General features: G+C 45.3%; 15 protein-coding genes and 8 tRNA genes. 15 read left to right on the top strand and 8 right to left on the bottom strand.

What is annotated here, in order from left to right; all coding sequences use genetic code 11:
- Nucleotides 1–22 precede the first annotated feature (22 nt).
- From MARME_RS14125 to MARME_RS14100, 6 genes are all read left to right on the top strand, one after another.
- Nucleotides 23–97 (top strand) — tRNA-Gly (locus MARME_RS14125).
- 23 nt (nt 98–120) lie between these two features.
- Nucleotides 121–194, top strand: a tRNA-Cys gene (locus MARME_RS14120).
- A 13-nt stretch (nt 195–207) separates the two neighbouring features.
- Nucleotides 208–294, top strand: a tRNA-Leu gene (locus MARME_RS14115).
- A gap of 89 nt (nt 295–383) precedes the next feature.
- Nucleotides 384–458 (top strand) — tRNA-Gly (locus MARME_RS14110).
- A 29-nt stretch (nt 459–487) separates the two neighbouring features.
- Nucleotides 488–561 (top strand) — tRNA-Cys (locus MARME_RS14105).
- Nucleotides 562–577: 16 nt separating this feature from the next.
- Nucleotides 578–664: transfer RNA gene (locus tag MARME_RS14100), tRNA-Leu, on the top strand.
- A 460-nt stretch (nt 665–1,124) separates the two neighbouring features.
- On the opposite strand, the gene MARME_RS14095 is transcribed toward MARME_RS14100, so the two are convergent.
- The 6 genes from MARME_RS14095 to MARME_RS21545 form a co-directional block, all read right to left on the bottom strand.
- Complete coding sequence (locus MARME_RS14095; RefSeq protein WP_013661940.1) at nt 1,125–2,771, bottom strand: DUF4041 domain-containing protein; 1,647 nt, start codon at nt 2,769–2,771, stop codon at nt 1,125–1,127.
- A gap of 309 nt (nt 2,772–3,080) precedes the next feature.
- Nucleotides 3,081–4,712, bottom strand: a complete 1,632-nt coding sequence (locus MARME_RS14090; RefSeq protein ID WP_013661939.1) for a methyl-accepting chemotaxis protein — start codon at nt 4,710–4,712, stop codon at nt 3,081–3,083.
- A gap of 353 nt (nt 4,713–5,065) precedes the next feature.
- Nucleotides 5,066–5,470 (bottom strand): DUF4279 domain-containing protein, encoded by a 405-nt coding sequence (locus tag MARME_RS14085; protein WP_013661938.1) that lies wholly within the window; start codon nt 5,468–5,470, stop codon nt 5,066–5,068.
- Between the two features lie 224 nt (nt 5,471–5,694).
- A complete protein-coding gene (locus MARME_RS14080) occupies nt 5,695–6,042 on the bottom strand; it encodes a GFA family protein (RefSeq protein WP_013661937.1) in 348 nt (115 codons plus the stop codon).
- Between the two features lie 325 nt (nt 6,043–6,367).
- On the bottom strand, nt 6,368–8,206 hold the full coding sequence (nadN, locus tag MARME_RS14075; protein ID WP_013661936.1) for an NAD nucleotidase: 1,839 nt from the start codon (nt 8,204–8,206) through the stop codon (nt 6,368–6,370).
- Nucleotides 8,207–8,536: 330 nt separating this feature from the next.
- Nucleotides 8,537–9,247 carry a S24 family peptidase gene (locus tag MARME_RS21545; RefSeq protein ID WP_013661935.1) on the bottom strand — a complete coding sequence of 237 codons (711 nt, stop codon included), beginning with the start codon at nt 9,245–9,247 and terminating at the stop codon, nt 8,537–8,539.
- Nucleotides 9,248–9,358: 111 nt separating this feature from the next.
- Between MARME_RS21545 and MARME_RS14065 the strand changes: the two genes are divergently transcribed.
- Both MARME_RS14065 and MARME_RS14060 read left to right on the top strand, forming a co-directional pair.
- Nucleotides 9,359–9,580 carry a YdaS family helix-turn-helix protein gene (locus tag MARME_RS14065; protein WP_013661934.1) on the top strand — a complete coding sequence of 74 codons (222 nt, stop codon included), beginning with the start codon at nt 9,359–9,361 and terminating at the stop codon, nt 9,578–9,580.
- A 307-nt stretch (nt 9,581–9,887) separates the two neighbouring features.
- Nucleotides 9,888–10,313: an acyl-CoA thioesterase gene (locus MARME_RS14060; protein ID WP_013661932.1), complete on the top strand. Its 426-nt coding sequence runs from the start codon at nt 9,888–9,890 to the stop codon at nt 10,311–10,313.
- Nucleotides 10,314–10,375: 62 nt separating this feature from the next.
- On the opposite strand, the gene MARME_RS14055 is transcribed toward MARME_RS14060, so the two are convergent.
- Nucleotides 10,376–10,460 (bottom strand) — tRNA-Leu (locus MARME_RS14055).
- 105 nt (nt 10,461–10,565) lie between these two features.
- A complete protein-coding gene (locus MARME_RS14050) occupies nt 10,566–11,798 on the bottom strand; it encodes an EAL and HDOD domain-containing protein (protein WP_013661931.1) in 1,233 nt (410 codons plus the stop codon).
- A 303-nt stretch (nt 11,799–12,101) separates the two neighbouring features.
- On the opposite strand from MARME_RS14050, the gene MARME_RS14045 reads away from it, so the two are divergent.
- The 7 genes from MARME_RS14045 to recD all read left to right on the top strand — a co-directional run bounded on the left by MARME_RS14045 (nt 12,102) and on the right by recD (nt 22,890).
- Nucleotides 12,102–12,177, top strand: a tRNA-Ala gene (locus MARME_RS14045).
- Between the two features lie 328 nt (nt 12,178–12,505).
- A complete protein-coding gene (locus tag MARME_RS22570) occupies nt 12,506–12,676 on the top strand; it encodes a hypothetical protein (RefSeq protein ID WP_013661930.1) in 171 nt (56 codons plus the stop codon).
- Between the two features lie 108 nt (nt 12,677–12,784).
- Nucleotides 12,785–13,036 (top strand): type II toxin-antitoxin system ParD family antitoxin, encoded by a 252-nt coding sequence (locus MARME_RS14040; RefSeq protein ID WP_013661929.1) that lies wholly within the window; start codon nt 12,785–12,787, stop codon nt 13,034–13,036.
- Nucleotides 13,029–13,325, top strand: coding sequence for a type II toxin-antitoxin system RelE/ParE family toxin (locus MARME_RS14035; RefSeq protein ID WP_013661928.1), 297 nt, complete (start codon nt 13,029–13,031; stop codon nt 13,323–13,325). The genes MARME_RS14040 and MARME_RS14035 overlap by 8 nt, the downstream gene beginning before the upstream one ends.
- Nucleotides 13,326–13,719: 394 nt before the next feature.
- Nucleotides 13,720–17,187, top strand: a complete 3,468-nt coding sequence (recC, locus tag MARME_RS14030) for an exodeoxyribonuclease V subunit gamma (protein ID WP_013661927.1) — start codon at nt 13,720–13,722, stop codon at nt 17,185–17,187.
- Nucleotides 17,184–20,885 (top strand): exodeoxyribonuclease V subunit beta, encoded by a 3,702-nt coding sequence (gene recB / locus MARME_RS14025; RefSeq protein WP_013661926.1) that lies wholly within the window; start codon nt 17,184–17,186, stop codon nt 20,883–20,885. The genes recC and recB overlap by 4 nt, the downstream gene beginning before the upstream one ends.
- Nucleotides 20,872–22,890, top strand: coding sequence for an exodeoxyribonuclease V subunit alpha (gene recD, locus MARME_RS14020; RefSeq protein WP_013661925.1), 2,019 nt, complete (start codon nt 20,872–20,874; stop codon nt 22,888–22,890). Before recB ends, recD begins: the two co-directional genes overlap by 14 nt.
- The last annotated feature ends 108 nt before the right edge of the window (nt 22,891–22,998 follow it).

Here is a 22,998-nt window from a genome sequence, read left to right as displayed (position 1 = left end):
AATATGCACCACTTCTTGAGACGCGGGAATAGCTCAGTGGTAGAGCACAACCTTGCCAAGGTTGGGGTCGCGAGTTCGAGCCTCGTTTCCCGCTCCATCTCAAAAAGTTTCTGAATAAAAGGCCGGATGGCAGAGTGGTCATGCAGCGGACTGCAACTCCGTGTACGCCGGTTCGATTCCGACTCCGGCCTCCATTCAGAAAGTACTGCCCGGGTGGCGAAATTGGTAGACGCACAAGACTTAAAATCTTGCGATAGAAATATCGTACCGGTTCGATTCCGGTCCCGGGCACCATTTGGTGCCTTTTCTCGTTTTAGAGAGCTCTAAAGCGAACACTCATTAAAGTGACATCAAATACATAACTTCCGAGATAATGGAAGCGTGCGGGAATAGCTCAGTGGTAGAGCACAACCTTGCCAAGGTTGGGGTCGCGAGTTCGAGCCTCGTTTCCCGCTCCATCTTTATCTCAAAAAGTATCTGAATATAAGGCCGGATGGCAGAGTGGTCATGCAGCGGACTGCAACTCCGTGTACGCCGGTTCGATTCCGACTCCGGCCTCCATTCAGAGATACTTACTGCCCGGGTGGCGAAATTGGTAGACGCACAAGACTTAAAATCTTGCGATAGAAATATCGTACCGGTTCGATTCCGGTCCCGGGCACCATTTGGTGCCTTTTTTATGCCTGTCTTTTATTCCTTTTCCAATAGCTCTGTTGCGTAGGGGCGCTTAACAGGTCTAGCGCGCTCTGAGCCTCTTCGTAGCAAATTATCTATCGCTCGCACCTCGAAATAAAGTACATTTTATCGAACCCTTCAAGGAAAGCCGTATTTATTCCATAGAATTCTAGTGGCGCGCTTATTGTTGATACGGGGATATGCGGCAGATCTCGCAAAAATAGTGCTTAGCGGTCTGAGTATGGTGTAGATGTTTGGTGAGGTTTGGCTCTTTCGGTCATTAAATAATAGTTGACCAGAGTTTTGTGCGAAGCTGAGAATCGATTGTGTGTGCCTGTGTTGCTTTATTTGGCCCACTAATGCGTTACCTAGGCTTTGTATAAAACCATCAATATCAGGTGTTTGGAGAAATGAGGAGCCTAACCATTCAACGAATGTGGCTCCTATTCTTAAGCTGTGGCTTTTTCGTTATTTAGTAGCGCCATTTCTTTCTCGATAGCTAATGACTCTCTATACTCCTCGGCATCTGCTTTCATTGTCCAATGAATATCTGTGATGTCTTCTGCTTCAATAGCGCTTTTTATATCTGAAAGTGGCAATTTGAAAAACTCTTTTCTCGGGTTAACTTTATTCACTGATTGAGTGTAGAAGGCTTTGTGTAGTGCCTTCTCAAGTGATGGCGCATCTTTAGAAAATATCATTGCATGTACGTCAAAGCCAAACGGTACAGAAGCGTCGCCCAGTTCTTTTACTCGATCAAGTGGTTCAAGTCTCCTTGTCATCCCTACTTTATAGATATGTTCCCCAAAGCTGCCAATATTACTAATAATATAGACGTGTCCTTGCTTGGTTTGTTGGGCCATAGAGACCGCTCGTTGTCCTTTCAGCTCCGCTTCAGATAGCTTTGACTCAAGCTCTGCAAGTTGTGCTTCATATTGTTTCTTTTGGTCATCCGATGCGTCGGATAGCTCTTTTCGTGCCTTTTCTAATGCTTTTTGAAGTAATCGTTCTTCCTTTTCAGCTTCTTTTATAGCTTTCTCCATCTCGCGGCGTGCTTTGTCTTCTTCGCGGATTTGTTCTCTAATAGCTCTTTGTTCCGCGAGCGCTTGCTGTTTGAGTTCATGAGTGGCGACTGCCCACTTAAGTTCATCTAGACGAGCATCTAAAAACTCTCGTGATATACGGGCGTTCCTAAAGGGTTTTCCGTTATGATTTACAAGGGCGAAGGCGTCGATAATCTCTTGTTTAATCTTTCCTAAGTTATCATGCTTCACCTTTGATAGTGCAGAATCGACCTTGCCATTAAATGCATCAATTACAAAATGAATAGCATATTTGCGTCGGTTTGGTTCGGCGTAATCGCAGTCGGCTGCTCTGCCGATACTAATTAACTCTTTAATGCGCTTGCGTTGGGTTTTTAGTTGTTCACCGGCTTCTTTGTGGCTGAATTCTTCTGCCAGTTCATCTAGTAAGGTGTGGTTTGGGATTATGTAATCGTCTTTGTAGCCATCAATAGCATTCTGCATCGCTATGATTGCGTCTTGATAGTGATCGGCTTTACTTTTCGCTTCGAGTGCTTCGCCAGCTATATCTTGAGCACGTTTGTTGGCGTATTCGATTATTCTATCTGATTCGACTAATGCTTCGCTTTTTAATTGTTCTGATTTTTCTAGTGCTTTTTCTTGGGTCTCTTTTCCATTTCGTCGCAGAAGTTGAGCTTCTTCTTTAGCATCTAGTATGAGTGATGCGGCCTCTTCTTGGGCGCTATTAACGATTGTATAAGCGTCATCTTTGCTCTTTTGAATTGCCTTACGTGCTTTTTCATCTGCTTCAGCTAAAGCAACGCGTGCTGTTTCCGTAAGTTTTGTTGCCTCGTTCCTGAGTTGTTCTGCCTCGACTTCCGCGTCAAAAATTGGAGAAAGTTTTTGTCTTAATGATTCAACTTCACTTTGGCATTTCGAGTTCCTGTCACTTAGGTTATTAAATCGTTTTTTGAAGGTACGTGCTCGAATCCAAAAAAAGATTGCTAGGCAGACAGGAGAGAGGAGAATAAGAGATCCAATAATAGCTCCAGCAGTCGATGTGTTTTGTTCCATGAATGTGCTCCCTGTACGATGGAGTTCCAATATAACGTAACTTCTAGAGAAATAAAATGTGATGTATTACGTTATTGAATCAATAGGATTTCGGTGTCGTTGAGGTAGAAAGCACAAAGTCATCTTTAGGTCGGAAGGAGTTTTATCGCTGGTGTGATTGGGTTTTGTGGGGGTGAGTTAAGTCTTGCAGTAGATCACGATACGAATGTTTGTAAAACCATCAATATCAGGTGTTTGGAGAAATGAGGAGCCTAACCATTCAACGAATGTGGCTCCTGCTGTGTTCAGGTTCTCAAGTTGCTTTCGAGTTTAAATTTTGAATTTACTTACTTGTCCATTTAAGTCCGACGCTAATACCATGAGTTGGTCGCTGGCGTCTGAAAGTTGCTCGGCTCCTTTGGCTGTATCTTGTGCAGAGTTGCTGATTCTTGTTAGGGAGGAGTTGATCTCCTCTGATACTAAATGTTGTTGCTCGCTGGCTGAAGCAATGTGCGTGTTCATTTCCGTGTTATTGCTGATTGATTGCGTAATATCAACAAAGCTTTGGCTGGCTTCAGTTGCTTTGATGCCAACTTGGTCAGTTTCTTCTCTGCTCGTTTCTACTGATTGTACTGCGACACGTGTACCTTGTTGAAGCTTTTCGATTGTGCTTTGTATTTCAGTGGTTGACGTCTGTGTTCGCTGTGCCAGAGTTCTTACTTCATCCGCTACGACTGCAAACCCACGCCCCTGTTCCCCAGCACGTGCCGCTTCTATAGCCGCATTGAGTGCAAGTAAATTAGTTTGCTCTGCAATGTCGTTGATGACATTAACCACTGAGTTGATGTTAAGAGTGTCGTTATCCACAGATTTTATCTGGTTAACAACGTTCTCCATATTGTTCTTTAGGGAGCTTGCAGCATGGACGGTGCTTTCCATTACGGCGTTACCACTATCTGCTTTATCTTGCATGATTTTTGTATTTTGATTGGCTTGTTTGGCCTGATCTGCAACCTCTAATGAAGTCGAAACCATTTCATTCATTGCACTCGAAACATGTTCAATCTCTTCTCTTTGGCTGTTTATGTTTTTGCCTGCCATTGAGCTGATCGAGGTCATTTGAGAAGCAGCGCTAGTCAGTTGTTGAGTGGCATTACTGATTCCTGAAATTAGAATGCGTTGCTGCTCTTGCATGTGATTAAAATTTGCTGCAATTCTCGCGAGTTCATTCTTTCCTTTGCTTTCAATGTGCATTGTTAGGTCTGATTCCGTTGATACTTTTCGCATTGCATTGTTGAGTATATCGAGCGGTGTGATGATCGATTTATTTATGACATAGCCCGAAATAATAAGGAGTAGGATAATAAGTGCAGTCAGCACCCAAAGTAGTATTTTCTGCTTTTTGTAGTCGGATTGGATGTCTTCACGTTCTTGTTTAGCTACGGCTAGCTGTAAAGCCACGAGTTCGGTGATTTTTTCGCTGATTGGATCAATGGTTTTATACAGTGGGCCATTAAATGCGCTGACTGTGTTCTTTAGATCTGCTTCAGTGGTGTTTTTTAATGCGCTTTCTAGTTGGTCTAACGAATTGTTTGCATCTATAAATAATGCTTCGGCTTCATGGGCTAACTTTGCTTCTTCGGGTTTGAGAGCGGTCGCCATGTATTTTTGCCACTTTTGCTTAATCTCGCTTCTTGCTTGCTGTATTCCTCTAAGTGCTTCTGGGCCCGTCATAAGTCCAGCGTCGGCTTTGTTAACAGCATCGATCACAAAGACTGCGTAGTTATCTGCAATGGTTTTTAGGTCTTCTAAAGGAATGACCCTGTCTTCATAAATTCGCCCGACGCCTTCGTTAGCTTGCTTTAGGTCAGATAAAGAAATTAAGACGACTGCAATTATGCCAATAAGTGGTAGTAAGGAATTGAGGTTTAACCTTGTTTGAATCTTTAGATTTTTAAGCATGCAGTCTCGTCCTTTGGATGTAAAATAATCGGCGTTTACTATAAGATGCGATTAGTTTTTCTTATAATTCTATTAAGTTATATCTATTATATTTAAAATTTATATTCATTATTCATGGGTTTTAGGCTGGTGTGACTTCTCGATAAATCAACCCGAAAATAGAAGCTAAGAGGTAATTTAGTTGTACATAAGGTTTATAATAGCAGTCTTAAAAAATATTGCTCTTCAACGTGTTAGGAATACGAGCGGCTTTCTAGTGTAATTAATACCCGCCACGCTAGATGTTACTATGTTCGAACTTCATCATTTTGTTTTTGATGGTTTGGTGTCTTTGGGGTGGGCGCTATAGTTTGTTATGTGGTAATTATGGACAAGCTGAAGTCAATTTTTAGTTCACTGAATAATTCGAGGGCTTGGTGTGATAGGTCTACACCTGCTATATGGTTATTTGATCTATAACCGCAAAACACATCTATTTTTGCTGTTTCTTTTAGTGTTAGTAAGTATTCCTTATGAGGCTTAAGAATACCCCACAAAGCAAGTAAGTGTTTTTCGAGTGATTCCTCTTCTTTTAGTCCTGATTCTAGACTCCACATATCATGCTTATAAGGGGGAGTCTTAGCTCCTCGACGTTCGCCTTTTTTATGCTTGCTCGTTGGCGTTATTCCTAGTGTTTTTTCAATCTCCTCGAAGTCTATTTTAGTCTCTGAAAATATTCTTAGAGTGGCTGAATTATCAAAGTAGAGCTCTTCTTCCATTGTTTAGTTCTCAGGTTTTTTACATATTGTGGTTTAAACGTTTTGCAGAAGAGCAACAATGCTCATGAACGTCGGGAGAGTTTCTGTGTCTCTATAGGATAAATTTACATCGTGCACAATGTGATTTCCCTTTAAATTTTGTGTTGCTTAAGTCGTTTCTAAGTCGAGTTTTTTCTAATTCATTCTAAGCGTATTGCTATATGTTGCGTTTCCAATCGTCCTCCCTAAACCATACCTTTACCAACCGTCGCTCGAACAGGAATACCTTCTGGATCAAACCCTTCAAGGCAAAACACATTGATTCCATAGAAATCAGGCGTCACACTTTTTTTATGAAATGGGTAGATGCCACAAGTCTTGCAAAAGTAGTGTTCAGCGGTATGAGTATGGAACTGATATTTAGTGAGGTTTGCCTCTCCAGACTTTAGACGAAAGTTGCTTTCGTGAACCTTGAGCCTTAGTGCGTTTTTACGGATGCATATAGAGCAATCGCACGTTGTCAGTTCAGGAAAATCTGTCTCTATTTCAAATTGTATTGCCTGACAATGGCATGATCCGAGGTGGGTTTCCATACTTTCTCCTGACGCTTAAACTTATAAGGTGCTAGTAGAATAATATAGGGAAGCGAGCGTCGAGTCGCTCTTGGTCATGTTAATCACGACGTGACTTCCTACTTCCCTGTTTCTGCAAAGTCTATTTGTTACCATTTACCATAGATTAATCGCAAGCTCAGGCTTTGATGGTGTTTTATTTTTGGTTGTGAACAGAGTTTCGGATAGGGAGCTAACTAAAAAAATACCGCTAAGTGAATCTAGCGGTATTTTCTGGAAACGACTCACGATCACAGCGCGCTGCAATCGTGAGTGTTTATAACAAGAAGCGAAGGTGAACCAGTGGTTACTGTTTCACGCCGTCTTTGTTGATGAATACTTGGGTTGAGTATTCAGCTAAAGGCAGTTTGTCGATTGTGCCGACTTTCATCACGTAATCAACAAAGCTTTGCGCGTAGTCTAGGTAAGTATCCAAAACGCGCCCTTCTTTCACGACTTTGCCAAACGTTACGTAGCCATCTTTACCGCCCGCAATGTAGTCATTTGTCGCCACTTTATAAGTTGCGTTTGGATCGAGTGGTTTCCAGCTTTCGCCTTTTTTCATGACTTCTAGATCATAGAAACGCTTCCCTTTTGGCATGGTCGCGTTCACTTTCCAGCGTAACCCCGACGCATAAGGGTAAGCGCCTGTTGAGCCGCCTTCAGCGGTTGCGTAGTCAAAGGCTTCTTCGAGTACCGTGTGTATCTCTTCGCCTGTCATGTCCAGTTCAACGATGGTGTTGGAGAATGGAAGCAGTGTATAAGCATCGCCAATGGTCAGGTTACCTTCTGCAATATCAACGCGGACGCCACCGCCGTTTTGAATGGCAATATCGGACGTTTTACTCATGTTGCGGAACGCTTTTGCAACAATGTTGGAGATGTCTGCACCGTGGCTGGCCGTCATTGAGCGATCACACAGTTTAGAGCGGCCTTGGCCTGGAATACGCTCAAGACACAGCGTGCTTGCAGATCGACCGATGACTTCGCCTTTCATTGCGTCTACTTGAGTTGAGAACTTCGCTAACGTCGCCGCTGCGGATGCATCTTCTTCGACAATCGATAAGTTGTCGTTGCTGGCGATATCGCTATACACGGCATCGCGTGCAGCACCCGTTAACTCAACGCGCTTGCCGTCCGCATTTTTACGTTTGAAGCTGTCTGCTAACAGGAGGTGAGGGGTGCCGGCACAGCTCGTAACAACACCGTCTTTGTTCCATGAAACGTCTAGCTCGCCCACAACAGCGGAGTATTGCCATGCCTGAGCAACACACACTGGATTGCCGCTCGCATCAGACACTTTAGTTGGATAAGGGCCTGCTGCGTCGAGACCGACGGATGCGAAATCACCCAGTAGCGTGTGCGAATCGCCGCCAATGATAACGTCGACACCTTCCAACTTAGCGGCAAGTTTTAGGTCGTTTTGGTACTGATAATGGGTAACCAGAACGATTTTATTAACGCCCATTGCTTCAAGTTCGTTAATGTATTTTTGTGATGTTTCTGCTTCATCAAGGAAGAGGGTGCTTGCGTCTGGGCTAGAAGAATTTTTGGTCTTGTTGGCAATGTCGATCCCGATAAAACCGACTTTTTCGCCGTTGTATTCTTTGATTGTGTAGGGCGTGAAGTAATCTTCAGCGGTATCAATCGCAAGAGGAGAAACGCCCACTTCCGGCTTCACGTTTGCAGATATAACGTCCGTTGTGCAGTTCGGATCTGAATTTAACCAATCAAGGAATTTAACTAAGCCCTCGTCTCCAGCATCAAATTCATGGTTGCCCAAAGTAAAGACATCAAAGCAGGCTTCATTCATCAGCGCCGCGTCAGCTTCGCCTTTGAAGAGCGTGTAATACAAATCGCCTGTGATGGCGTCACCCGCGTGAATTTTGACAACAGGCGTGTCAACGCTTGTGATCTCATCGATCTCCGTTACAACGGAGGGGAACCCTCCAACTGCCACGCGCGTTTTCTTACCACCTAATGTTAGATCGACACCTTTGTCGGCCGTCAGGTGAGAGTGGTGGTCATTGATATGAACGATTTTTAGATCAAGAGGCTCGTTCGGCTTGGATGTCGACGAAAGCGATTGGCAGCCTGTGAGGAACAGGGATGCGGCCGCCGCCGTTACGAAGGTTTTTCTAAGCATAATGACTTCCTTTGCGATGATAGGGTTTATTGATAAACACTCGTTGCAACACGTTACTTTACACTGATCGAATACAGTTATAGCTCTAGCAGAAAAAAGTACCATCTATTTATGCCAAAAATGTTAAACAAATGTTAATGCGAGTGACTCAGCCTTAACTTGATCACCTTCTCTATTTCGTCTTGTCGTGAGGGAGTCTATAAGGCCATTTCTATCGAGCTGATAGAAATGACGGGGAAGGCGCAGGTAACTAGCAAATAGTGCTAGGGAAAATAGGTAACTAGAAAATAGTGATAGAAAAAAGTAGATATAAAGAAAAAGGGGGATCGATTAGATCACAGCAGAGTACCAGAACACTCGACCAATGATACGAATGTTGTCTACTTGGTCTTTTGTTAGCGCTTCGTCTTCTATTGCTGGGTTTGAAGATCGAACCGACAGAGCGCCGTAAGGTAATCGATAGAGGTAACGAACGCGCAATAGTTCTCCGTGTACAAACGCGTATATTTTGCCATCGGTTATACTCGTATCTTCTGTGTCGACGGCGACAAGCGCGTTGTTCGGAAGTACCGGTGCCATGCTGTCACCAGATAACGAGAACGCAAGAGCGTTCGCAGGCTCGATGCCCGCGTGTTCTAGTAGACTGGCGTTAAATATCATCGCTTCGCTTGATGTCGGGCGCTGTGTTGTCGTGAGCTCACTTTCTTTTAGGTACGGCAGCTCGATACTCTGTGTCGAGTGATGTGCGCGTGACGGTTGAGCAATTGAGGAGACGGTATAGTCAGCTAACGGCTCATTGAGTTGCATGTGGCTTTTGGTTTCTCTCATCAAGCCTGTTCCGTATTCCAGCCATTCCGTTCTAACTTTTGTCAGCGCTGCGATCGTTTCTACTTTTTCGCGTCTTGGGTGAGATTCGCCATTGAGCCACTTATTTGCGGCTTTCACCGTGGTTCCTGTTTTTTTCGCGAGCCATGCACCTGCACCGTGGCGCTGGATATCAATGGAGTGCAATGCTTTTGCTAGGCGATCTGAGAATGACACGCTTGCTTCCCGTAAATTAATGAACTTAAAGTTCAATTATTAAATACTATTGAGGAATTTTCAGTTCACATTTATGATGTACTGAAAGTACATATTAATGGAGGTTCCTATATGCGTGCATTAAAGGATTTAATAAAGGAGGTGGATGGCGGTGTTCCGGCGGTTGCTAAGGCGTGTGGTGTAAGCTCTCGCGCAGTGTATAAATGGATGAAACGAGGACGACTGCCCAGAACGGATTATTCGGGTGAAACAGCGTATGCGCTAAGAATTGAGAAGTTGAGCGGTGGAAGAGTGACGGCCAGCGCTTTGTTGATATATGGCCGTGATCATTAAAGTATCGGTTTTAAGCTTGTTGGTTTCTGATAATAAAGCTAATCTAAAAATGTTAAGTTCAAGGAGTGAAAAATGGAATTTGGAATTGGTATTTTCTTCGGTGTTATTCTTGCCGTCATTGTTATATATGGATGTGAGTTGTTTCCTAAAGTCGATCACGATACACACGACGACGGATTTTCGTAATCCGTTTTTTATTAATGCGCATTTTCTTAATATTCTCTTATCGAATTTCTACCGGTTGATATACTAGAAATCCGAGCTTATGTCATAATGAACGGATGTATAAAAAGGCAGAGGCGAATGTATGTCGAGTGAACCAGTAGAAAAAGGGCGTTTAACAACACGTACGGTGGCAATGCCCGCTGATACTAACCCGTCGGGTGATATTTTTGGTGGGTGGGTTGTGTCCCAAATGGACTTGGCAGCAGGTATATGTGCGGGACAACGTGCTCAGACACGTGTTGTAACGGTATCGATCGACGGTATGAGTTTTATTCGTCCTGTGAAAGTCGGCGATATTTTGGGAGTGTATACCTACGTTGAGTCGACGGGCAGAACGTCCATGAATATTCACGTAGAAGCTTGGGTGCGCCGAGGCCGTATTGGTCAGCGTGAGAAAGTAACAGAAGCTCTGTTTAAGTTCGTAGCGATTGATGCAGAAGGTAAATCTATGCCGATACCGGCTGAAGAAGATTTGCCAGATTACGTTGATCTGAATTCGGATTTCTAAAGGCATGAAAAAAGCCGCTTAATCGTAAGATTAAGCGGCTTTTTAAAATTTGAAGCTTTCGTTGGTACCAGTGGGCGGACTCGAACCGCCACGCCGTGAGGCAACGGATTTTGAATCCGTCATGTCTACCAATTCCATCACACTGGCGCGAAAACGTGGTGCGTATTCTATGACTTTTTTATAAAGTGTCAATCATCATTTCTAAAAAAAGCCCTAAAAAACGTAAAGAATTCAAAAAACTAAGCGCGTTGATTACTTCGTAAGCGATATTATTTCATTTGACCAGCGTGTCGCCTCGATAAAAGCGCTATTCAGTTTGCTCAGGGATTCTTTAGGGAGCTGAGTGAGTACCTTCCAATCCTGTTGTTCTTGAGACAAAGTAAAATACAGTACTTTGCCTAAGTGACCTTTATATTCACTAATGGCGGTACAAAGCTCATCGCTGAGCGCAATGTTTTTTAGCCCTTCTTGTGTTTCGATGCCAAAGAGTAAATCGATAGAGGACAGTAACCCGACGATAAATGCTTTGTCAGAATCGACATGCTGTAAGTCTTGTGCGAGCAACTGATTACATCTTGCTCTCACCAATGCAGTCTTTAATGAGCTGCTTTTTATGTCATCGTTGGCCGTTAGTGTCAGTATTGTTGCCCAGCATTTTAATTGTGCAAGGCCGATATAAATCACAACTTCTTTTATGGTTTCGACTTGTTTTGGAATGCCGCAAACTGGGCTTTTCAAAATTCTAAGAAATTGAAAAGACAATTGAGGGCTGCGCTCAACAATAGCGACAACCTCGTCGACCGAAACCTCATCGTCTTGCAGTGCGCTGACGAGGTTGAGTGCGTCTTTGACATGGGATTCTATTTTCTTTCCCTTAATAATCTCAGGACGTTGGAAGTAATAGCCCTGATAAAGATCGAACCCCGTCGACTTACAGAGCTCGAACATTGATTCGTCTTCGACCTTTTCCGCAATCAAAGAGATGCCCATTGCCTTTAGTTGCTCGATTTCTTTCAAAAACTGATTAGGTGGCGTGGCAATAACATCGACTTTAATAATCGTAATGTGCGGAAGAAGGGCATCATACTCTTGGTTAAAAAAATAATCGTCTAGAACAAATCGATAACCAGCGTCGCGCCAGCGTTGAACAGAGTTGATGAACTCATCGGTGATAACCTGATTTTCAAGGATCTCTATAAAAACCGTTTCACTCGGTATCGGTAAAAACGCATCAGAGATGATCAGGTCACGCGACATATTGATAAAAAAGGGATCGGACAAATCGTCTTCGTTTTGGCTAATGCCCATGCATAAGTTAACCAACACTTGGCTGGTGGCCACTTCGTTATTGTCAAAAACGGCGACATTTTGGGCGCGATCTCGAAAAAGCAGCTCATAGGCAAATATGGATTGATCTTCATAAAAAATTGGCTGTTGAGCCATCAGTAGATCACCCAGAGTTTGCTTTAATTCATCCGAGTTCATGTAATCTCGCCCCCGTTGCCCATGTGAAGTTACGCTTTTGTTTACTTGTTTTTATGGTTTCTTCTTGAAAGATGCTGTGTACTCATACCGAGACGTCGAACTTGGTGCCAGCTGCTTATCAAACTATATCAACGAATTATTAGAAAGTATGGCGCAAATTTTGATCGTTTTCTGTGACAAAATGTCAATAGAAACCCCATTGCGATATTTTCAGCGGCACAAATTTAGCGTCGCGATAATTTTGTGCGATTAGACGACTTGACAGAATCTTGCACGATCAATAAAATCTCGCCTACTTTTTGTGGGGCTATAGCTCAGCTGGGAGAGCACTTGCATGGCATGCAAGGGGTCAGCGGTTCGATCCCGCTTAGCTCCACCAAAAAGTGATCCTTGTCCGAAACCTGCTGGAAAAGCCTTATGGGCAGGGCGGTTTCAAAAGCTTGCATTGACTTACGTTCAGTTTTAACTTTTTTCTTATAAGAACGCTTCTTTTTCTCCAGTTCTTGGATTAAGCGCTCGTATGTTTTGATGATGGTTTTTCTAACCGTTTCAGCCAACGGTACGCTCTAACCATTTTTTAACCTTCACACCAATCTGCGCTAACTCTTTTCTGAGTGCTTTTGCATTTCATCCTGAAAACCTTCGAGCATGTTATTGCCCATTGATATAGAAAAATGTGCCAAGCGTAAGGTCTGAGGATCGTTGCCGTGGCCTTCTGCTGCTTTAATTTTGTGGATGAGCTGCTTATTGATCCTCGCGATATCTATGTAAGATACGGCATGAACTTCAGTCCAATGAAAGTATGGCTGCACGTAGCAATGAATATGAGAGATTACATCAGAGAAAAAGAGACAGTCATCGCCGTCCCTCTATTCTAAAACCAAACATTTCTTTGAGAATTACCTGTCCTTGGATGCAATTCTTTATGTCTAAAATTGACAATATTGGACAATCATGACTAATATGGAAGAAGAGAGGTCAATATTATGAATGTCAATTTAAGCCCAGTCTTCGAAGACTATATCAAGCAGCAACTTGATACAGGTATGTACAACAACGCCAGTGAAATCATCCGCGAAGCCTTACGCATCAAAATGCAACAGGATGAAGTTTATCAGGCCAAGCTAATCGCTTTACGCGCTGCCGTCACAGCAGGCTTGGAAAGCGGTGAGCCTGAGCCGTTTGATGTAAATGCCATCCTTGCAGAGGCTAAAGGACGCGCTGGCCTAGATGTTTAATATCTCTATTCGCCCCTTGGCTCGTCAGGATATGCTTGATATCTGGCAATATACCTACGACACATGGGGCACTTCCCAAGCTGACAGCTATATCAAAGATATGTCCGTGTCATTTGAGATGCTGGCAGAATCGCCGTTATTAGGCCGTGAAGCAGGCTATATTCAAGTTGGAATCCGTTTGCACCCCTACAAGCATTACATCATCTTGTATCAATTTACTGAAAACAAGCTGGATATTGTGCGCGTACTGCATGAACGCATGGATATTAGCCGTCATAAACTTACTTAATCTCTATATAAAGCCTGTGTTGTAACTGGCGTAATTGCCCTGCTAGCCAAAGAAATGCCACTTGCAGCGAGCCAAGCGTGAGTACTAAAAAAAGTAAGTAAGAAGGAGTGAGGTTAGGAAAGTAAGGCGCATGTCATTTTTGATTACTACTTTAATTGCCACTTTGATCGCCTTCGTTTAATCACAAAGCAGGTCGTTGCGTACACCTGCTTTGTGAGCTTGTATTGTTGTTTCACCTGATTTCGAAAACGCTATCTAGCAGCCATTGTCAGATAGCAGCCATTCTCAGAGAGTATTTACGCTCATTTGCTATATTTCTTTTTGGTTGCTCGTATAAAGTGACTATTCTGTTTAAAATTCATTGAGTTACTGTTTTCTCAATGAAGGGCGTCGTATGTTTCAACTTTACACAGGCAATAAACTGGAAGATTTGTCTGTTCTGCTCGCTAAAATCCTGAGCGTGAGTCCGCCGAAAAATGTATTTCAGAGCGAATGTATTTTGGTGCAAACTCCGGGGATGGCGCAATGGTTGAACATTCGATTGGCCGAGTTAATGACCGTGTCCGCCGGTGTCGATTTTCCACTTCCTTCAAGCTTCGTATGGCGTGTTTTTCAGTCAGCCTTGGACGATATTCCCGCTCAGAGTGCCTTTAACAAACCGTATTTAACTTGGCGACTCATGCGTATTCTCGAACGCTTTGAAGACAATGACGCGTTTTCTGATTTGTCGAATTACTTAGCGGAAGATGGCAGTCAGGTTCGTCGTTATCAGTTGTGCGCAACGGTTGCCGATATTTATGACCAATATTTGGTGTATCGTCCTGATTGGATCAGCGCTTGGGAGTCCAATCAAGAAGACTCCTTACCTCTTAAGTTACGTGAGAAATTTGAGGCGCAACCTTGGCAGGCGATCTTGTGGCGCGAACTCATGGCGGATATTTCACACGATGGCATGTCGCTGTATCATCGCGCGAACTTGCTTGAAGCTTTGGCCGACATGACGAAAAGCCAACCTCGCCCTTCATCGGTTCCAGAACGCATCTTTATTTTTGGTGTGTCGTCTTTACCACCGAATACGTTGAATGCGCTTCAAGTTCTCGCCAACAGCGGTTGGATAGAGATGCATCTTTTTCTGCAAAACCCATGTCGATTCTATTGGGGGGATGTGGTTGATAAGCACTTTGTAGGACGTGCGATCAAGCGCCAAACGCTAAAACCCGGCATGCATACGAATATGTTGCACTTAGATGCGAACCCGCTATTGGCAAGTTGGGGTAGGTTAGGCCGAGATTATATTGCGCAGTTGCAGGATGTGGCGGACGCTGAGTTAGAGATCTTTGACGACTATTTATTAGACGGCTTAGACGAAAACCAAGTCAGCCTTTTGCATCGTGTACAACAAGATGTGTTCACCATGGAAAATCATGGCGCGAAAGAGGAGCGAGAGCTCGTCGCGACGGCAGAATATCGACATACGGTTGCCGCATCAGATAGAAGTGTTCAAGTACACGTCTGCCATAGCCCGTTGCGTGAAGTTGAAGTGTTGCACGATCAGTTGCTTGCTCTTTTTGAAACAAACCCTGATTTAACGCCGAAAGACGTTATTGTGATGCTGCCGGATGTGAACCGCTATAGCCCTTATGTGAAAGCCGTCTTTTCACAAAAGGTGTTTCAAAATGCGGGTGGCCATCGTGCTTCTGGTTCCTCTATTGCTCAACCTCAGAACCGCATCGGACAAAGTATTCCGTTTGTTTTGATTGATCAGTCTGGCGGGTTAGAAAACCCTGTTGTTGATGCCTTTTTGTATTTATTAGGGCTTGGCGACAGTCGTTTTACCTTGTCTGAACTGATCAGTATTCTCGAAGTGCCCGCTGTCATGGCGAAATTTGATTTAACCGTTGAAGAGCTAGAACGGGTTCGTCAATGGGCGACGGAGGTCGGTGTACGCTGGGGGCTCACGGAAGAAACGGCCACACAGCATGATCTGCCGAAACAGACCATTCATACATGGCATCATGGCCTTAAACGTATGTTGCTTGGCTACAGTGTGGGCCACGATCATATTTGGCAGGACATTCTTAGTTACGGCGATATTGAGGGGCTGGAAGCCAGTATTGCAGGTAAATTAGCCGATTTTCTGGATAAGTTGCAGGCATCGGCAACGCACTTTTCCCAATCACAATCACCCGAAGGGTGGATTTCGACGCTCAACGCGTTATTGGCGGATTACTTCGAACTCACCGATGAAGACCCGTTTCGATCGCTTTTTACGCGCCACTTGAACACACTGCAAGAAGAGTGGCAGGGCGCAAATTTTCATGATGACATTGAGTTTCCGGTGATTCGCGAAGTGCTTGCGCCAAGGTTGCAAGAGAGTTCAGGCTCACACCGATTTTTAGCGGGGCGTGTCAATTTCTGTACCCTCATGCCAATGCGTTCCGTGCCGTTTAAAGTGATTTGTGTACTTGGTATGAACGAGGGGGATTACCCACGAAATGCCGTGCCAATGGGCTTTGATTTGATGGTGGGGGATTATCGAAGTGGTGACCGAAGCCCACGTGAGGACGATAAGTACCTTTTTCTTGAAGCGCTTATGTCCGCGCGCGATACCTTCTATTTGAGTTACGTGGGACGCAGTGTTCAGGACAACAGCGAGAAGAATCCATCGATTATTTTAAGCGAGCTGGTGGAGTACATAGGTCAGAGTTGTACGCTTGAACGTGATCGACTGAAAGAGCCTGATGTCTCAACTCAGAATATGATGTCCCATGTGGTGACAGAACACCCACTGCAACCCTTTAACGCGGATTACTACTCGGCGTCGCCTTTGTTAACCGACAACGAATCTTTGTTTAGCTATAACGAGCAGTGGTTGCCACTTTTCTATTTAGAAAACGTGTATGGGGAAAAATTTGATTCGTTTTCGTTTGAACCACTGACAGACTACGACGGCGATTTAAGTGAGCTTGATGTCGACGAGCTCCGACGCTTTTTCCGTCACCCTGCGCGCTACTTTACCCAAAAGCGCTTGCGCGCGTACTTGTCGTTTAACGAAGAAGACGAGCTGGAAGACGAGCCTTTTGCCTTAACGGGCTTGTCTGGTTATCAGATTAAAGTCGAGCTGCTAGAGGCCATGCTCAAAGACGAAGAGGCGGAGCTGATTGCACGCTTACCTTTTACGGGTAACTTGCCGTCTGGTTCGATGGGGAAGGTGGCGTTCGATGAGGTGGTGCAGCAGTGTCGTGGGTTATCTGAGGCCGTGAAGTCGCATGGCGTTGAAGCCTTGCCGGATCAGGAAGTGGATTTAACCTTAACGACTGAGGCCGGAACCAGTCGCATAACGGGGTGGTTGCCCATGACCAACGCAACCATGCGTGTGTCTTATCGGTTAGGGGATTTGACAGCGAACCAAAAGATCGTGTATTGGCTTGAGCATCTTTTGTTGAGTGCTCAGGGGACGCCGAAACGGCACGTATTTGTGAATGATGTTAAAGGCAAGGTCAAAACTCTGGAGTTCAGCGCCGTCACACCAGACGATGCACAGCTTCAATTACAAATCATGTTAACCCTGCTAAACAATGGGCTTCGGATGCCACAATTGCTTCCCGCCAAGTCGTCGGATACATGGTGCGCGTCCTACCTCAATAAAAAAGCGTTGGAATGTGAAGAGACGGCGTTTTCAAAATCGTTAGAAACCTATCAAGAGCTAGACGACGAGTATCATTCCGTTGAAGTGTCGGACCCATATTGGCAACGCTTTTATCCGAACTTGAGTGCGCATAGAGCGGCATTTGAGCAAAACGTGAGAGCTATCTGGTTGCCATTGCACCATCATTTAAAACCGTTGGAGAACAAAGCATGAGTGGTGATACCTTGCCTAATCTGAATGAAACGGTTGCCTTGGATGCTCACACTTTCCCATTGTTTGGAAAGCGACTTATTGAAGCCAGTGCGGGAACGGGAAAAACCTATACCATCGCAAACCTGTATTTGCGTTTGCTCGTTCCGTCTGGCAGCGAATGTGATCTCGAAAGGCCATTGACGGTCGATCAAATCTTAGTGGTAACCTTTACGGAAGCGGCCACGGCGGAATTGAAAGGGCGAATTCGGGTTCGTATACGCGCAGCACGTAAAACGCTTATGAGTGGGCACAGTGACGATGCTTTTTTGATGGAATGGCGAAACCACTTCACCGACGCGCAAATCGCCGATGGCATTGAAAAGCTTTTGTACGCTGAGAAGCAAATGGATGAAGCGGCCGTCTTTACGATTCACGGATTTTGTCAGCGCATGCTGAGTCAAAATGCGTTTGAGAGCCGCATGCTCTTTCGTCAGGAAATAGAAACCGATGAAATGGCGCCATTAACCGTCGCAGTCAAAGATGTATGGCGACGTTTTGTAGCGGATTTGAGTGAAACCGAAGCGAGTTTCGTGAGGCGTTTTTGGGCCGAGCCGATGGCGCTGCTAAAAGAACTGCGAGTATTGCAAAGCCAGCCAGACGCGCAATATCATCAAATCGACTTCGATTGGCGTTCGCATATACAAGCATTACGAAGCTCGATTCAAGACATCAAACAAACGTGGTTAAAGAGTGCGCCTGATATCATCGATGCGATGAACAACAGTGGCATAAAGCGCAACTTTTGGAAGAAGGACCCGTCGAAAGATATCCGTGCGTTAGAGGCGTGGGCTAATTCAAGCGCGCTGTCCGTGCCAGATTGTTTAAAGTTCATTGATGCACGTGAGCATGAAACGCGATTAGCGAAAGGCGGCGAAGCGCCACGTCACCGTATTTTTGCGCAAGTCGCGGAGTTAAGGGCATTATCAGAGTCTCTAGGGCAACTGAAATCCGTATTGATTCCCGAGCTTTGGCTGCAAGTTCAAGCGCGCATGCTTCGATGGAAGCGATCCACTCAATCCTTAACCTTTACCGATTTGTTGACGACGCTGGATTCTGCCTTGACGGATGAGTCTGAGCGAGTAGGGCAGCAGGTATTGGCCGAGCGCATTCGAACGACGTACCCGATTGCCCTGATCGATGAATTTCAGGATACCGATCCAGTTCAATATCGCATCTTTTCTAACATATACAAAGACGCGCATGAAGGGCAAAAGCAGATCGGCAAGATCATGATCGGCGACCCTAAGCAGGCCATTTACGCGTTTCGTGGTGCGGATATTTTTACTTACTTGTCGGCCAAAAAAGACGCCCATCAAATCTACTCATTGGCAACCAATTATCGCTCCTCTGCGGCCATGATTCGTGCCGTAAATGGGTTGTTTTCAACTCAGTCAAATCCATTTCAGGTTGAAGGCATTCCATTCGTTAAAGTCAAAGACCGAGAGGTTAAAACCACGTTTTATCGCCACGGCCAACCTCAAGCCGCGCTCCAATTTTTGTTTTTAGACGAAGAGCACCCTGTATCGGTGAAGCGCTATCGTGAAGCGATGGCAGAACGCTGTGCTCACCATTTGCATCGGTTGTTAAACGAAGGTCTTGAAAGCAGCGCAATGGTGGGTGACGATCCGATTCGCCCGAAAGACGTCGCGTTGTTGGTGAGTAACTTTACTCAAGCGCAATTACTCAAAAGCGCCTTGTCGGAGCGAGGTATTCCCAGCGTTTACTTAAGTGACAAAGGCTCGGTGTACGACAGTCAGGAAGCGACGGAGTTGCTGATTATACTCAACGCCATCATCGAACAAGGCAAAGAAAATGCGACGCGTTCGGCGCTCGCGACGGGGCTAATCGGCTGGACGCTCGAAGAGATCGATGCGTTAAATCACAATGACTTGAGTTATGAAAAATGGGCGCGAGCGTTTCAGCAGTATTGGCAACTGTGGGATGATAAAGGCTTGTTGCCGATGCTTCGAACGTTATTGGAAGATTTGTCTATCCCCGCCAGTTTATTGTCTCGGAAAAATGGCGAACGACGACTAACTGATTTACTTCACCTATTTGAAAAGCTGCAAGAAAAATCCCTTGAGTTGGATTCAAAAGAAGGCGTGTTGCGCTTTCTTCGTTTGTCGATACAGAATCCGAACGGAGACAGCGACGAGCAAAAAATACGCTTGGAAACTGATGCTGAGCTGGTGCGAATTGTCACCATCCACAAAAGTAAGGGCTTAGAATATCCAATTGTTTATTTGCCGTTTGCGTTCGCGCCAGTGCGCAATGCGTCCAAAGAGGCGTTATATCATGATCAAAACGGACAGTTAATGGTGTCGTTTGATCCAACCGACGAGGAAGCTCAGCAGCACTTCGACGAGGCTTACGCGGCCGAAATTCGTTTGGCTTATGTTGCACTAACTCGCTCAAAAGACGCGTGTTTTATTGGTTCGATGGAAGTCGGAAAAGGGCCAAGTAAGACCAAAGCGCCCGAGTTGCATAATCATTTGAGCGGCGTGGGGGCGTTGGTTTGTGAGGGCGAACCGTTGGACGCGGGGGATTTATTGCCAAGCCTAATGCGGTTTGCTGAACAGCAGGGCAATGCACTGGTGAAAGTCGAATCCATTGGTCAAGACGATGAGGCTTTGCCGCCATATCAAATGAACAATGACGCCGAATTAGACGCCCGCGTTCGCCAGTTTACTGGGCACATCGAGCGTGATTGGTGGGTTGGAAGCTATTCTTCTTTGGTCGTCGAAGCTCCGCACGAGGCGTCTGCTCAACCGGGGTTTGATGAATTGGACATTGATTCCGGTGCGGCCTCGAACCTACTCGATCAAGCCGTTGAGTCGCCCGATGAGCAAGCGATACCAGAAGAAGCCAGTCGATTTACTTTTCCGAAAGGCGCGAATCCCGGTACATTTTTGCACGATGTTTTGGAAGGAAAAGCCTTTAACGGCGTGACGTTTAAGAAGCAAACGCAGGATATGGGCTTTTCCGAATTATTAAAAGTCAGTAATCAGACCGCACTGGATGATTATTTCACTGCCCATGGTTATGAGGAATGGGCGGATGTGTTGCGAGGCTGGCTTCCTGATATGCTCAATGCTCCGATCATATCGGGGAGTGAGGGGCGTGCTATTTCTTTGTCCGATCTTGCGCCGGAGCAATGTAAAAAGGAGATGGAGTTCTATATTCCCGTTAGTAAAATGAACGCCCTACAATTGGATCGTATTGCGCGTTTGCACGACGTAGTATCGCAAAGTGCGCCGCCGATTCAGGATCGCCCGTTAAAAGGCATGTTGAAGGGCTTTATCGATTTGTTGTTTGAATGGGAAGGGCGTTATTACGTACTGGACTACAAATCGAATCACCTTGGTTATGCCTTTGAGGACTACAATCCAGACGCAATGCAGACCGCGATTGCAGAGCATCGATACGATTTACAATATCAGATATACACCTTGGCGTTGCATCGATTTTTAAAACAAAGGTTGCCGAACTACGATTACGAAAAACACGTCGGTGGCGTATGTTATTTGTTTTTACGTGGATTGCAAAAAGAGGGCGCAACGGGCGTTTTTTCGAATCGTTTAAGTCAAACGCATGTCGAAGCGATTGATGCTTTGTTTGCCAATGAACAGCAGGAGGAAAAGCAGTTTGGACTTCTCTAATTCAAGTGTTGAGTCAGACACAAAATGGTTTGATGCTTGGTTGTCTTCCAAGTCCATTCGTCCTGTTGATTTACAGTGGATTCATCACCTTCAGGATCATGTTTCATCGCAAGACGAATCTGTCTTGCTTGCGGGCGTGTTGGTCAGCGCCTATCTTGGGGCGGGACACACTTGCATCGACCTAACGGCGGTTTTCAATGGTGATTTAGCCGGGTTAGAGTTCCATCCGGCTCCAAGTGTTGTCCTGTCAGCGCTTGATATTCATAGCGTAGGTGCGTGGTATCGTCGCTTGAGCGACAGTCCACTGGTCGCCTTGTTTGATGGTGCGTCGTCTCATTCTGCTTCTAGCGCTTCTTTTTCTTTAGCTAGCTCTGCGCCTTTGATACTGACTGATGCTGGTCTTTTGTATCTGGCGCGTTACTTTTCTTATGAACAGAGTGTTCTGTCTTTTATCCAATTGCAAGAGTCGAAGGGTCGAAGGCAAGTGGACGGGCAGAAACTAGACTCTTTGTTTCCCAGTGATGTTCAAAGCAGTGAGTTAGATTGGCAGAAGATCGCCGTTGCGAACGCCGCGAGTATGGATTTCTCTATCATCAGTGGTGGGCCGGGTACGGGTAAAACAACAACGGTTACTAAACTGTTGGCGTTGCTTGTTTGGCAGTCTCTTGATGAAGCGGCTAACGAAGAGCGAGACCATTTAACAAACGAATTCCGAGAAAGCGATGCTCGCTTGCTCTCCAACGCTCTACATAAAAGCTCGCTGCCTCGAATTGCTCTAGCCGCGCCGACCGGAAAGGCTGCTGCACGTTTGACTGAATCCATCTCTGGCGCGAAGAAAAAACTCAATATTGCCCAACCCATTCTGGATGCGATACCAGAGACCGCCACCACTTTACATCGTCTTTTAGGGGCGGATTATGGGCGCTCTCAATTTAAACACCACAAACAAAACCCGCTTCACATCGATATATTGCTGGTGGATGAAGTCTCGATGGTGGACATGCCAATGATGGCAAAATTAATTGAAGCCTTGCCAGAGCATGCAAGGTTGGTGTTACTCGGCGATAAAGATCAACTTTCTTCAGTCGAGGCTGGAAATGTTTTAGGGGACCTGACCTTTGGCATTCAGCGCGAGAAAGTAACACGGGCGCAATTTACAGGGTTAACGGACTCATTGAACGCAGCGGAGCTGGAGCGTTTGTCCCGCCAAGTGATCGAACAAGCGCCTGCGATTCAGCGTCATTTATCACTCTTGAGTAAGAGTTATCGCTTTAATGACCAAAGTGGCATTGGGTTATTGGCGTCTGCGGTCAATCAATGTCAGGTTGATGGCACACTAAGAGTGCTTCGCGGCGACTACGATAACGTGTATTGGCGTTCGACAGATCTTAAAGAGACTCAACTGGATGTTGCAGCCTTGGCGCAGGGCTACAAAACCTATTGGGCTCAAGTCAGACAGCGTGTGGCGCCGGCAGAGCTGCATACCGCGTTTAATCAATATCAGGTGCTGACGGCGGTGCGCCAAGGGGTAATGGGCGTGGAATTCGTTAACGATGCACTGGAAACGTATTTCTACCGACAAGGTTATATAGAATCCCAATCCATGTGGTATCCGGGCAAAGCCATCATAATGACGCGAAATGATTCAAACACAGGGCTTTTTAACGGCGATATTGGGCTGTGCTTGCCAGATGAACAGAATGTCTTACGGGTTTGGTTTACTCTCGCCAACGGTGAAATGAAAGGCTTTTTACCAAGCCGCATTACCAGCTTTGAGCCGGTTTTCGCCATGACGGTGCACAAATCTCAAGGCTCCGAGTTTGAGCGTGTGACCATGATCCTGCCAAACAATGCGTCCCCTGTTTTAGGCAAAGAGCTTATTTACACGGGAATCACACGGGCAAAACACTATTTCGAGCTATGGGCGAACGAGTTTATTCTTCAAGATGCGTTGAAAAAACGCGTCCAACGTCGCTCTGGTTTAACGAAAGCGATCTGGCGTTAATGCTTGCAAAACGAATGTCGCGTCTTAGTTACGATTTTAAACATTGATAATGCATAAAAAAGCCTTACATAATCTCCTATTAGAAAGATCAAACCATAGAGTGACAAA

The sequence above is a fragment of the Marinomonas mediterranea MMB-1 genome (assembly GCF_000192865.1).
Classification (GTDB): Bacteria; Pseudomonadota; Gammaproteobacteria; order Pseudomonadales; family Marinomonadaceae; genus Marinomonas; species Marinomonas mediterranea.
This window is presented reverse-complemented; position numbering and strand designations above follow the sequence as displayed.